Raw genomic sequence first — 13,449 nt, forward strand, 5'->3', positions numbered from 1 at the left:
GGATGACCGCCGTGCAACAGACACATAGCCAAGAATCAAATGCAAATGTTCTGATAACCACAGGGGGAAGGTCGGTTAGACGAGTTCTTGTTTCTGTTTTTCATAAAGAAGGACTTGAAACTCTTGCTAAAGCATTTATTCAGGCAGGTACTCAAGTAGTGTCTACCGGTTCAACAGCGTCAAAGCTTATAGAACTTGGTGTAAAAGTTACTGAAGTTTCTGCAGTCACTGGATTTCCAGAAAGCTTAGATGGTAGGGTAAAAACTTTAGATCCGCATATTCATGCAGGAATTTTAGCGGATATGAATAATGCTGATCATGTAAAGCAGCTTGAAAATCTTAATATAAAGCCGTTTGATGCAGTCGTTGTTAACCTTTACCCATTTGTGGATACGGTAATGAGCGGCGCAGATCGAGATTCTATTATTGAAAAAATTGATATTGGTGGACCTTCTATGATTAGGGCTGCTGCTAAGAATCACAAATCTGTTGCAGTTATTACGGATCCTAAAGACTACCAGCTTCTTGCAGACCGTATTATTTCCGGAGAAGGTTTTAGTTTGCAAGAGCGTGAGTATCTTGCTGCAAAAGCTTTTGAGCATACTGCGGCTTACGATGCTGCTATTTCTCAGTGGACTACAAGCGCATGGCCAAAGCCAGAAAGTCTTAGCGCAATTAAGGAAGATACTGAAAGCAACGCAGAAAACAATGCTGCAAGCAATACTGAAGAAGCAAAGAAATGCATTTCGCTTCCTTCAAACTACACGCGCACCTGGCGTTTGGAACACGAGCTTCGCTATGGTGAGAATCCTCACCAGCAGGCTGGATTGTATGTTGACCCATTGCATAAGGGAGGACTCGCTCAAGCTGAGCTTCTTGGTGGAAAACCAATGAGCTACAACAATTATGTTGATGCTGATGCTGCTTGGCGTGCGGTTTGGGATTTTGCTCCACAAATTGCTGTTGCTGTTTGCAAGCATAATAATCCTTGTGGCTTAGCAATTGGAGCTACTGCAGCTGAAGCTCATAAAAAGGCTCACGCTTGCGATCCTGTAAGCGCTTACGGTGGTGTAATTGCCGCTAATACCACAGTGACTTTGGAAATGGCAGAAAGTGTGCGACCAATTTTCACTGAGGTTATTGTGGCTCCAGACTATGAGCCAGAAGCTTTGGAATTGCTTCGCACTAAGAAGAAGAATCTTCGAATTCTTAAGGTTGCAACTCCGCCTGTTTTGGATTTGCAAGTGCATCCTATTGACGGCGGTGCTTTAGTGCAGTCGGCAGATAAGATTGACGCTTTTGGAGACAATCCAGAAAACTGGACTTTGGTTTCCGGTGATCCTGCAGACGTTGATACATTGCGCGACTTGCAATTTGCGTGGCGCTCGCTTCGTTGCGTAAAGTCTAACGCTATTTTGCTTGCGCACGACAATGCTACTGTTGGCATTGGCATGGGTCAGGTTAATCGCGTTGATTCTTGCCATTTGGCTGTTGAACGCGCTAACACTTTGGCTGACGGAGTTGAGCGTGCTAAGGGAGCTGTTGCAGCTTCCGACGCGTTCTTCCCGTTTGCTGACGGTCCTCAGATTCTTATTGAAGCGGGCGTTAGTGCAATTGTTCAGCCAGGTGGCTCTATTCGCGACGAGGAAGTGTTCGAAGCTGCACGTTCTGCCGGGGTAACAATGTACGTAACTGGCACTCGTCACTTCTTCCACTAAATTCTCGTAATTTAGTAAGTAAGTAAAATAAGTAAATTCATATTCTAAAAATGCAGCGTTTGATAACTTCAAGCGCTGCATTTTTGTTTTTCTGTAAAACAACTTGTGTTTTATTATTGCAAGTTATGTATTATACAAGTATGACAAATAGCGAGCAGCAGACTAAGGATAGTAAAACTGAACATCCGTATGTTTCGGAAAAGTCTGAAGGAAAACCTTACGCTGAGTGGATTGTTGCAGCTATTGTTGCAACAAGCGCAATACTAGCTTTTCTTGGATACGCAACAGCCGCCACAGTTGTTGTTGCTGTGACGGCTGTTACTCTCGGTGTTATTCGTTTATTAATGCGTCAACGCAGTCCTTGGAAGGTCAGATCTGTTAGATTTGATTCTTTCATAAGTATTGCGCTAGGCATTGGTTTATTTATAACTTATGCTTCAATTTCATTATTGCTGTAAAAGCTAATTATTTTGGTTTGCTTCAGCAGTTTTATCGAAATCAATATTGATTTCATGTTCGCTGTATTTAGCATCAGGCTCTTCAATATTGGATAGAGCATGATGCTTTTTATACAAAGCGTTAGTGTCATTTTCAAACCCTGCTAAAGTTTTATCTTCCGAAACAGCAAGAAGCTTTGTTAAAAGAATAATAAAACCAACAAGAGCGGCTGCAAAAATTGGAGCAATCCAAAAAACCCACAACTGAGTTAATGGTTTAACTTCAAGTTCTTTAAAGTTTGCAAAAATCGCAATGCCTGTAGAACGTGCAGGATTAAGACCCGAACCTGTAATCTGGTAGGTAATAAGAGTTGCAGCTGCGTAAGCAATACCCATGTGAGTGGAATAGCCGCAATTGGTCTTGCCGTTATCTTTTGTGTAATTCATTGCTGTAGCAACAATTATTGCAACTGCGATTACTTCAACCAATAAGGCTGTAATAACACCGAAGGAAGAGTTTACGCTCTTTAGCTGCGTTGCAGAAATAGAGCCTTGTTCGAAACCGTTTACAACAGGAGCGAACCAGTTAGCATCTTTCACCATTTTTGTTTGAGGCAAAATGAACACAAAAGCGCCCGCTGCCAAAATGGATCCAAGAACTTGCGCAATAATATAGCAAGGGCCTTCTAAATACGATGTGCGTCCTGTAAACATGGATGCAATAGTTACAGCAGGATTAAGTTGTCCGCCAGAAACTTTGGATGCAATAGAAATTGCTGCAGCATACGCAACGCCTGTGCCTACTGCAATCATAAGCAAATTAATGCCGTACATTGCTGTTGATAGTGAATAAAAAGTGTAAATTGTGAACATTAATAGCGCTGTAGCAATAAACTCGGTTGCTATTTTAATAGCAAGTGGGGAATCGCTTTTAGCTTCTTTAGAAGCTGTTTCTGGTGCTTCAATCATAGTTTTCCTTACTTTAATACGTGTTGCTGTATAGTTTGCAACTTATTAAAACAACTGCTATAGTATCACGGCCATGCCATACGGTAGCATAGAAAAAGTGGTAATTTTCTTATTTATCACAATTGCAAAAGTAATAGAAAAATTATAGTAATAGAGAATTGTTTGATTTAGCGCTTAAGAATAACTTATTTGCGCATGTTTTGTTAAACAATTCATGAGGTCACGTTGGGAGAACGATGCCAAACGCATATTCCCGCGCCGATGGGGCGCATTCAGATGACAAAAACGCCATTCGACTGCAGAAGCTACTTGCTGAGGCGGGATTTGGTTCAAGACGCAAATGTGAGGAGATTATTCTCGATGGGCGTGTTGAAGTAGACGACGAATTGGTTACAACACTTGGTACTCGCGTAGATCCGAAGCGTCAGAAAGTGCGCGTTGATGGATCTCGAGTAAAGTTCAACACGAAGCTCGTAACTCTCGCATTGCATAAGCCTAAGCGAGTTTTGAGCGCTATGGACGATCCTAAAGGTCGTTTTACTTTAAGAGATATTGTGGGAGACAAGTACGAGCGAATCTTCCACATGGGTCGCTTGGACTACGATTCGGAAGGTCTTATTTTAATGACCAACGATGGCGAGCTAAGCCAGCATGTTATGCACCCAAAGTATGAGGTTGAAAAAACTTATATTGCAACGCTTGAAGGCAAAATCAACGGCATGGTTTGCAGGCGCTTGGTTTCTCAAGGCGTAAATCTGGAAGACGGCTGGATTAAGCTCGACCGCTGCGCAATAATCGACCAAAATCACGACACAACCATGGTAAAAGTCGTGTTGCATTCTGGTAAGAATCGCATTGTGCGTAGAATTTTCGGAGCTGTTGGATTCCCTGTAAAGCGCTTGGTTCGTACGCAAATTGGCCCTATTAAATTGGGTGATTTGAAGGCGGGATCGTATCGTGTGCTTTCTCAAACAGAAGTGCGTTCTCTTTCTAAGGAGGTTGGCCTGTGATTTGTGTAGCAATTGATGGACCAGCAGGAGTAGGTAAATCTTCTACTTCTCGCGCTTTAGCGCAATACTACGGTTTTGCGTATTTAGATACGGGGGCAATGTATCGAGCTGCTGCATGGTGGTGCATGCAAAAAGGTATTGACTTAAGCACTCAGCTTTCTTTAGATGATGAAGGTCGGCCGACGAATCCTGCAGACGCTGAACGTTTCAACCAAATTGTTGAAGCTGTTGGAGCATTATTTACTGAAAGTAATGCCGACTTTAGCGTGGATCCTAAAAATCCTGTGGTGACTGTCGAAGGTGAGGATATTAGCGAAGAGTTGCGCTCTATTGAGGTTTCTTCGCTTGTATCTACTGTTTCTTCTATTCCTGCAGTTCGTCGCATGCTTATTGCAGCGCAGCGCGCATATATTTCTGCGCAATCTGCTGATGATTCTTTCTCTAAAGGTGAGGGCATTGTTGCAGAAGGCCGCGATATTACTACTGTTGTAGCTCCTAATGCGCAAGTTCGAGTGCTTCTTACTGCAAGGGAAGAAGTTCGTCAAGCTCGCAGAAACAAGCAGGAGATTTCTAAAGAAAGTTTGCAAAATAATCAATCTTCTGAGGAAGACGATATTCGTGCTCGCGACGCTAAGGATGCTAAAGTTACGAGTTTTCTTCAGGCTGCTGATGGTGTTACAACTCTCGATAATTCAGATTTGACTTTTGAGCAGACTCTTGACGCGCTTGTTGAAATTGTTGATGCTGCTATTGAGCAGGACGAGTACGACCGTTACGCTGCAAATCTTGAAGGCTATGATCTTGACGATGAAGACCGCGCGCTTCTTAGCGGAGATTTTGCAAGTAGTGACGAGAAAAAAGATTCTAAAGCAGTTGGTGTAATATCCGTTATAGGCCGACCAAACGTTGGAAAATCAACGCTTGTAAACCGTATTTTGGGTCACAGAGTTGCTGTTGTTGAAGATACTCCGGGCGTTACAAGGGATCGCGTAAGTTACGATGCTGAGTGGGCTGGAACTAACTTTAAGCTTGTTGACACTGGCGGCTGGGAAGCAGACGTTGAAGGAATTGATTCTTCGATTGCTCAGCAGGCTCAAGTAGCAGTGCGTTTAAGTGACGCTGTAATTTTCCTTGTTGATGGTCAAGTTGGTTTAACAGCCACCGACGAGCGCATTGTTTCAATGCTTCGCGCTGCAGGAAAACCTATTACTTTAGCGGTTAACAAGGTTGACGATGCTAGAAGCGAGTACTTGACTGCAGAGTTTTGGAAGCTTGGAATGGGAGAGCCGTACGGAATTTCTGCAATGCACGGTAGAGGCGTTGGAGATTTGCTTGATGCGGCGCTCAATTCTTTGAAAAAAGCGAATAAAACTTCAGGATTCTTAACTCCACAAGGTCTTCGTAGGGTTGCTTTAGTAGGAAGACCAAACGTTGGTAAGTCTTCTCTTTTGAACCATTTAGCTCACGAAGAGCGCGCTGTTGTAAACGATTTGGCTGGAACTACTCGTGACCCTGTTGATGAGGTTGTGCGAGTTGACGGCGAAGACTGGCTGTTTATTGATACGGCTGGTATTAAGCGCAGACCTCATAAACTTACTGGTGCAGAATATTATTCTTCGCTACGCACGCAGGCTGCGATTGAGCGTTCGGAGCTTGCGTTGATTCTTTTTGATTCTTCCCAGCCGATTGCGGAGCAGGATCTAAAAGTTATGAGCCAAGCGGTTGACGCAGGTCGTGCAATCGTGCTTGTGTTTAACAAGTGGGATTTGATGGACGAGTTTTCAAGGCAGCGCATGGAACGCTTGTGGAAGACTGAGTTTGATCGTGTTACTTGGGCTGAGCGCGTAAATCTTTCTGCAAAAACAGGCTGGCATACGAATCGCCTTTCTCGTGCCATGAGAACAGCTTTAGATAGCTGGGATAAGCGTATTCCTACGGGTAAGCTTAACGCTTTCTTAGGGCGTATTCAGTCTGCTCATCCGCATCCTTTGCGAGGCGGAAAGCAGGCACGAATCTTGTTCGCAACCCAGGCGTCCACTCGCCCTCCGCGTTTTGTAATATTCGCAACAGGCTTCTTAGAGCACGGATACCGTCGCTTTATTGAGCGATCTCTTCGCGAAGAGTTTGGATTCGAAGGAACTCCTATTCAAATCTCCGTAAAAGTGCGAGATAAAAAGAAGCGCAAATAGAGCGTAATTAGGTCGTAAGTAAAGTCACGATTAAAGCGTAAGTAAAGTAGGAGCGTAGTATGACTGAATTGGGCGAGTTAGCTCTTGATTTGCATCATGCTAGCGAAGACGAGATTTTTCAAGCATTTGTTGATTGGGTTAAAGATAACAAACATGTAGATTTGTGGCCGCATCAAGAAGAATCCGTTATGGATTTGCTTGCAGGAGACCACGTTATTTTAAACACTCCAACAGGTTCTGGAAAATCTCTTGTTGCTCTCGGAATGCATTTTGCGGCACTCGTCACAGGCAGGCGCTCCTACTATACTGCACCAATTAAGGCGCTTGTATCCGAAAAATTCTTCGACTTGGTTGCTATTTTTGGGCGAGATAATGTTGGTATGATTACTGGCGACTCGCATATTAACGCGGATGCTCCAATAATCTGCTGCACTGCGGAAATCTTAGCAAATCAAGCTTTACGTGAAGGTGTAAATGCTGAAGTCGGTTGCGTTGCAATGGATGAATTCCACTACTACGGAGACCCAGAGCGCGGATGGGCTTGGCAAGTGCCGCTACTTACGCTTCCAAACACGCAATTCTTACTTATGAGCGCAACTCTTGGAGACGTATCGGATATTGCGGAACGCTTAGAAAAATCAACAAAAAGAAGCGTTGATATTATTGCTAACGCTCCAAGACCGATTCCTCTTGAATACGAGTACACCGATAAGCCGCTTGCTACAACTGTAGAACTCTTATTTAACAAGGGTTTAACGCCAATATACGTAGTTCATTTTTCGCAAGACGCAGCTCTGGAAACAGCACAAGCGCTCGCAAGCACGGGAGTTTCAAGCAAAGAGCAGCGAGACAAAATTGCTCAAGCAATTAAGGGCACAAAGTTTACTACAGGCTTTGGCAAAATCTTGCAAAGAATACTTAGAACCGGCGTTGGAGTGCATCATGCTGGCATGCTTCCACGCTACCGCAGGCTCGTTGAACAGCTGGCTCAACAAGGACTTCTGCCAGTTATTTGCGGAACAGATACTCTCGGTGTTGGTATTAATGTGCCAATTCACTCGGTTGTGCTTACAGCTCTTACAAAATTTGATGGGAATCGTAGTCGAAAACTTCGCGCTCGCGAGTTTCATCAAATTGCAGGCCGTGCAGGCAGAATGGGATTTGATACCGAAGGATTAGTGGTTAGCGAGGCTCCAGAGTTCGAGATTGAGAATGCGCGCGCTGTTGCAAAAGCTGGCAATGACCCTAAAAAGCTTAAAAAAGTTAAGCGTAAGAAGGCTCCAGAAGGATTTGTTGTTTGGGGCGAGCCAACATTTACTAAGCTTATTGAAAGTGCTCCAGAAACTTTGAATCCACATATGGTTGTAACGCACTCAATGATTTTGAACGAAGTTACGCAAGGTGGAGATGCTAGATCGCGCGTGCAAAAACTTATTGAAGATAGCGCGCAAAAGCCGCAAGATAAAGAGAAACTGCTTGAACGTTGCGACGATATTTTCCAAACTTTGCTCGATACTCAAGTTATTGAATGTAAAAAGCGCGCGGACGGTTCTTGTGATTATGAGCTTGATGTTGCAATGCCTGAAGGTTTTGCGCTAGATCAGCCGCTTTCGCCGTTCTTGCTCGCAGCTTTGGAATTGTTAGATCCTGAGTCTCAAAGCTACGCGCTTGACGTAATTTCCATGGTTGAAGCAACTCTGGATGATCCTAAGCCTGTTCTTCGTGCTCAAGAGCGTAAGGCTCGAGATGCTGCAATGGCTGGCATGAAAGACGATGGTATCGACTATGAGGAGCGCATGGAGCGCTTAGCTGAAGTCAGCTATCCTAAGCCTCTTGAAGATTTGCTTGCTCCTGCTTTTGCTCAGTATCGCAAGGACGTGCCTTGGGCAAACGACTACTGGATTAAGCCTAAATCCGTTCTTCGAGACATGGTAGAAACTGCTTCCGATTTTACTGGATATATTTCACGCTATGGCATTGCTAGAAGTGAGGGAACGCTTCTTCGCTACCTTTCGGACGCTTACCGTTCGCTTGCTCGCACTGTGCCAGAAGACATGCTTAACGAAGAATTGCGTGATATTATTTCGTGGCTTCGTCTTGTTGTGCGCTCGATTGATTCTAGTTTGGTTGATGAGTGGGAGAGTGCAGGAGGTTCGGACGCTGAAGCTAATGCTGTAACTACGGCTGCGCCTGGAACTTCTGAGTCTGTGGTTGAAGATCGTCGCGGTCTTATTGTGTTGATTAGGAATGCAATGTTCCGCCGTGTGCAACTTATGGATTTGGAAGATGCGGACGCTTTAGGAGAGCTTGATAAAGCTTGGGGTTACGGAGTTCACGAGTGGAATGATGTGCTTGACGACTATTACGACGAACATGAGTATGTTGGAATAGACGCCAAAGCTCGAAGCGGAGACTTATTTATTCTTGACGATTCGCTTGAAAAAAGTGAGCGTTCTTGGAAAGTTCGGCAGATTATCGACGATTCTGACGGGGATCATAATTGGGCTATTACTGGCATTGTTGATTTGGATACAACGCAAGATGAAGGCGAAGTTGTGTTCTTCGATTACCAAGTTTCGCACGTCTAGTGTTGTAAACTTGTCTTAGTTTATAACCAACAATTAGAATCGAACGTTTGTTCTATACGTATTGTAAGCTGGTATTTATGGAGCAGGATTTATTTGCAGCAAGTAGCGCGCCGAGTGATGTAACTCGTCCGTTGGCAGTGCGTATGCGCCCGAGCAGCATTGACGACGTGCTTGGGCAATCTCATGCTTTAAAAGAAGGTTCGCCTTTGCGCAGGCTTGCAAATCCGCAGTCTAAAGGTTCTCTTACTGCTCCAAGTTCTGTTGTGCTCTTTGGTCCTCCAGGAGTCGGTAAAACTACTCTTGCATATATTGTTGCTCGCCAGTCTGGGCGAGTGTTTGAAGAGCTTTCTGCTGTAACTTCTGGTGTTAAAGATGTTCGTGCCGTGCTTGATCGTGCGCACGAGCGTTTAGTTAGCAAAGGCCAAGAAACAGTACTTTTTATTGACGAAGTTCACCGTTTTTCTAAATCGCAGCAAGATGCTCTGCTTCCAAGCGTAGAAAATCGCGACGTAACTTTTATTGGAGCTACAACTGAAAACCCAAGTTTTTCAATAATTAAGCCGCTTCTTAGCAGATCTGTAGTAGTAAAACTTGAGTCGCTTAGTGTTGAAGATTTACACACGCTTATAGAGCGCGCAGTAACTAGCGAAAATGGGCTCAACAATCAGCTTAAAATTGACGACGACGCAATAGATTCTATTATTCGCTTAAGCGGTGGAGACGCTCGTAAAACTCTTACTATTTTAGAAGCTGCAGCAGGAGCAATAACAGGAGATGCTGCGCTGCAGCACGGCAAAAAGAAACCTGTTATTACTGCCGATATTGTTTCTAACGTAATGGACACCACTACAGTTCGCTACGACAAAGATGGTGACGATCATTACGACGTGATTTCTGCTTTTATTAAGTCGATGCGCGGAAGTGATGTTGATGCGTCCTTGCATTACTTAGCGCGAATGCTTCGAGCTGGTGAAGACCCGCGTTTTATTGCCAGACGAATTATGATTGCTGCTGCCGAAGAAGTTGGCATGGCAGCTCCGCAAATTTTGCAAGTAACTGTTGCTGCAGCTCAAGCTGTTGCTTTAATAGGCATGCCGGAAGCACGCATTATTCTTTCTGAAGCTGTGATTGCTGTAGCAACCGCTCCTAAATCAAACGCAAGCTACAATGCTATTAATCAGGCTTTGCAAGATGTTGATGCTGGAAATATTGGTCAAGTGCCTCTTCATTTGCGAAACGCTCCAACGAAACTAATGAAAAGCTGGGGAAACCACGAAGGATACCAGTATGCTCACGATTATCCGGGTGCTGTAGCATCGCAACAGTATATGCCAGACGAGCTTGTTGGCCGCGAATACTACCATCCAACGAATCGTGGATACGAGCACGAGCTAACTCAACGCTTATCTCAAATTCGTAATATACTTCATGAGTCTAAAGAAAGTAGAGAAGTTGGCAATGAAAAAGAATAACGCTTTTTTGTATTATTGCGTATCAACAGTTGTGCTTATTTGCATGCTTACAACATGGGTTGTGTATGTTCGCTTTGTTGCAGACACTGTACAAAACAGCGGTTTTTCACTGAAAAATGTTATGAACAACAATGCTGTAACAGCTGTAGTTGAACCAAATAAGTCAGATAATGCTCTTGCTTTAGCAGGTCGTGCTTATAAAAACGTGCTTGAAAATCTACACGGAAAATACAAGTTCAAAAATGTTACAGATTCCTTCGGATATTACTACGATTTATGGGATTTGGATAATGATAAGATTCCAGAACTTATTGTAACTGCAAGGAAAAAATTAGGTTACGATGATAATAAACCGCGTTTTACTAAAGTATTTTCTTTTGATGGTAAAAAAATTCTTGAGTCGCAGTTAATTGAAGATTTAGATCAATCTAATGATGGCGAATTCTCAGACACATTAATGTACGATCATAAACACAATGGCATAGTTGTATATCGTGTATTTGACGCGCTTAAAGTTCGTCGTTATACTTACAAGCTTACTGAAGATTATAAGTTTAAATTAGATTCAAGTGTTGAAAGCAGTTCGGCAGATCCTAGCAATGTAGGCGATCTTGATGCAATGTTTGTTGATGTTAAAAATCTTAAGCCTGTAGACAATCTCATCAATAATATGACTCTTAGCGAAAAAGAGAAGAAACACAATAAGTATATTCAAGATTTACGAGATGATGGATACACCATTCTTACCGGCAATGTTAAAGAGATGAATATTGACGAAGTAAAGCAAACAGCACAGCCGGATGCAGATTTAGAAAATTATTCTTATTATTTTGTCAACGATTCAAAAATTATTTATACAGTAAATATGCCATACAAAACCATCATAACTGTTGGAGTTGATGGCAAAGGTACGCCAGTTCCTGACACATATGTTTACAAACGTTTCTTTGTTGAACCTAAAGCCGGAGAAATGAAAGATTATGTAGGCAAAAACGTAACTATAGCAGTTAAAAAGGCTTCTTCAATATGCTTTACCTTAGAACCAAGTTACGATGACCCTAGCTACAGCGCTCTAAAAATCATTACAGACTAAACGTAAACTGAAGGTTTACGCGTTATCAAATCGTGCGACTAGAATCATGGTTAAGAATTTCATTTAAGAGAGATTGATTGATTCGAAAACTAAGTCAGCGATGCTTATTTTGTATCACGCTTAAGATGGAGGTTTATTATGAGCAAAGCTAAAAGTTACTTTTGGGGATTTGTTGTAATTGCAATACTAGCCGGTTTATTCTATTGCGTTCAGCACAATGGATCTTTTAGCGGCGTGCGAAATGCTCTTAATATAAAGCCAGATCTTAACGCTATTAGCGAAAAGTGTAATCTGCCAATAAAGCATAGCTATGCTCTTGGTGGGGCTAAAGCAATCGTAAAAGTTGGAACAGGCGACGCTTTTGAAAAAGATGCATCATGCGTACTCAATGAGTTTCCGTCCGCTGAAAAAAATCGTAAAAAATTAGAGAACATTCTTTACAAAAATGGTAGCCCCTTCGATATGAGTGATGACAATCATATTTTTATTGTTGGTGACCCATGTTCTGTAATAATTTTCCCGACTACTGCTGGCGACGTTATGATTGTTGGAGATGCTAGTAATCTTTCCCACATTGACAACAACTCGCTTATGGCAGGTTTAATGAAAGATGTTTCTTCCAATTACGGTGACTAAATCTACGTATAACACGTACAAACCTTATATAACCTGCGCTGAATAAAGACGATTAGTTGTTGTGCAGCTTGGCGAAAGTAGAGATGTTTGCAATGAAAAAGAATAATGATTTTCTGTATTATTGCGTATCAACAGTTGTGCTTATTTGCATGCTTACAACATGGGTTGTGTATGTTCGCTTTGTTGCAGACACTGTACAAAACAGCGGTTTTTCGCTGAATCATGTTGCTAGTAGTGCCATAAGTGCTATCACAAAACCGCATACTCGCAGTACGGACGATATTCTTTCTCAAGCTGGTAAAGAATACAAAAAGGTGCTTGAAAATATTCACAAGTATTCATTCAATGATGCTCCAGAAGGCGATTATACTTACGCCTTATGGGATATTAATGATGACAAAATACCTGATTTGCTGGTTAATGATACGTACGAAGTTAAGAAAAATGATTCAGACGATACTCAGGAAGTGTCGTCAACGCGAGTTTTTTCATACGATGGGAATAAGCTAGTTGCTCCTAATAATGTTCTTAAAACTCTATTAAATAAATATGAGCATTCAACGCTCTTCTTTTATAGGAATCACAAAGGTTTAGTATTCTATCTTCCAGAAAGTGAAGAGTGGTATAATAATTATTCTAATAACAGTCCTTCTTTTGACCCAGATACTCCATTCAAATGGAAAGAAGTATCTTATACGCTTACGGGAAACAATCTGAACGATAGTACTACAGTTGTTGATTATCCTATTAAGAAAAATGAAAACGATACGTGCGAAATGGATAAAGTAGTTGCTCCAGTTTTTATCCCTATAAATGATGATACTGGTATCAATAAGCTAATCAACTCAAATAAACGTAGCGATAAGCAAAAAGCGTACGATAAGCAAGTTCTTCAATGGCAAGAAAAAGGGTATCAAGTTTATACTGGTACAGTAAAACAGCTTACTCCAGAAGAAGCATACAACTATCCTGGTGCGCCAGTAACATATACTGGTTTTAGTCTTGATGACTTTATACGTATTAACAATAACCCAACTACCACAGTGCTTGCTTTAGATAATCCGCGCTCAGCATCGTCATATTGTAATGGAACTGAGTGCGGATATAGGCCTCCAAGTAATTTGATGAATAGGGTCGTAATAATATTAGATGATGCATTTGTGCACGATCCAAATCATGACAAGATTATGAATTATGTTGGAAAGAGAGTTACTTTTGCAACAGATGGAATGTATGATACTGTAAACAATCTTCCATGGTCCCAGCCTGTATTAAGCAGTAGCTCATATATAATTCAGGAGTTAGATCCTAGCTTGGATGAGTACAAATAAGCAACA

General features: G+C 42.3%; 10 protein-coding genes. 9 read left to right on the forward strand and 1 reads right to left on the reverse strand.

What is annotated here, in order from left to right:
• The first annotated feature begins 2 nt into the window (after nucleotides 1–2).
• Both purH and HXT52_RS02545 read left to right on the forward strand, forming a co-directional pair.
• Nucleotides 3–1,718, forward strand: a complete 1,716-nt coding sequence (gene purH, locus HXT52_RS02540) for a bifunctional phosphoribosylaminoimidazolecarboxamide formyltransferase/IMP cyclohydrolase (RefSeq protein ID WP_421776135.1) — start codon at nucleotides 3–5, stop codon at nucleotides 1,716–1,718.
• Between the two features lie 140 nt (nucleotides 1,719–1,858).
• Nucleotides 1,859–2,176 carry a hypothetical protein gene (locus HXT52_RS02545; protein ID WP_032841794.1) on the forward strand — a complete coding sequence of 106 codons (318 nt, stop codon included), beginning with the start codon at nucleotides 1,859–1,861 and terminating at the stop codon, nucleotides 2,174–2,176.
• Between the two features lie 3 nt (nucleotides 2,177–2,179).
• Here HXT52_RS02545 and HXT52_RS02550 read toward each other — a convergent pair whose 3' ends face one another.
• Entirely contained in the window at nucleotides 2,180–3,124 is a 945-nt protein-coding gene (locus HXT52_RS02550) for an MIP/aquaporin family protein (RefSeq protein ID WP_421776136.1), read from the reverse strand.
• Nucleotides 3,125–3,360: 236 nt separating this feature from the next.
• Between HXT52_RS02550 and HXT52_RS02555 the strand changes: the two genes are divergently transcribed.
• The 7 genes from HXT52_RS02555 to HXT52_RS02585 all read left to right on the forward strand — a co-directional run bounded on the left by HXT52_RS02555 (nucleotide 3,361) and on the right by HXT52_RS02585 (nucleotide 13,443).
• Entirely contained in the window at nucleotides 3,361–4,134 is a 774-nt protein-coding gene (locus HXT52_RS02555; protein WP_308582558.1) for a pseudouridine synthase, read from the forward strand.
• A complete protein-coding gene (der, locus tag HXT52_RS02560) occupies nucleotides 4,131–6,323 on the forward strand; it encodes a bifunctional cytidylate kinase/GTPase Der (protein WP_421776137.1) in 2,193 nt (730 codons plus the stop codon). The genes HXT52_RS02555 and der overlap by 4 nt, the downstream gene beginning before the upstream one ends.
• A 59-nt stretch (nucleotides 6,324–6,382) precedes the next feature.
• Nucleotides 6,383–8,911 (forward strand): DEAD/DEAH box helicase, encoded by a 2,529-nt coding sequence (locus tag HXT52_RS02565; RefSeq protein WP_421776138.1) that lies wholly within the window; start codon nucleotides 6,383–6,385, stop codon nucleotides 8,909–8,911.
• A gap of 77 nt (nucleotides 8,912–8,988) precedes the next feature.
• Nucleotides 8,989–10,383: a replication-associated recombination protein A gene (locus tag HXT52_RS02570; protein ID WP_119521175.1), complete on the forward strand. Its 1,395-nt coding sequence runs from the start codon at nucleotides 8,989–8,991 to the stop codon at nucleotides 10,381–10,383.
• Nucleotides 10,370–11,476 (forward strand): hypothetical protein, encoded by a 1,107-nt coding sequence (locus tag HXT52_RS02575; RefSeq protein ID WP_421776139.1) that lies wholly within the window; start codon nucleotides 10,370–10,372, stop codon nucleotides 11,474–11,476. The genes HXT52_RS02570 and HXT52_RS02575 overlap by 14 nt, the downstream gene beginning before the upstream one ends.
• A gap of 138 nt (nucleotides 11,477–11,614) precedes the next feature.
• Nucleotides 11,615–12,112, forward strand: a complete 498-nt coding sequence (locus HXT52_RS02580) for a hypothetical protein (RefSeq protein ID WP_410314347.1) — start codon at nucleotides 11,615–11,617, stop codon at nucleotides 12,110–12,112.
• 92 nt (nucleotides 12,113–12,204) lie between these two features.
• Nucleotides 12,205–13,443, forward strand: coding sequence for a hypothetical protein (locus HXT52_RS02585; protein WP_421776140.1), 1,239 nt, complete (start codon nucleotides 12,205–12,207; stop codon nucleotides 13,441–13,443).
• Nucleotides 13,444–13,449: the final 6 nt, after the last annotated feature.

Origin of the sequence: Gardnerella sp. KA00288 (assembly GCF_049244085.1) — a bacterium.
Taxonomy (GTDB): Bacteria; Actinomycetota; Actinomycetes; order Actinomycetales; family Bifidobacteriaceae; genus Bifidobacterium; species Bifidobacterium greenwoodii.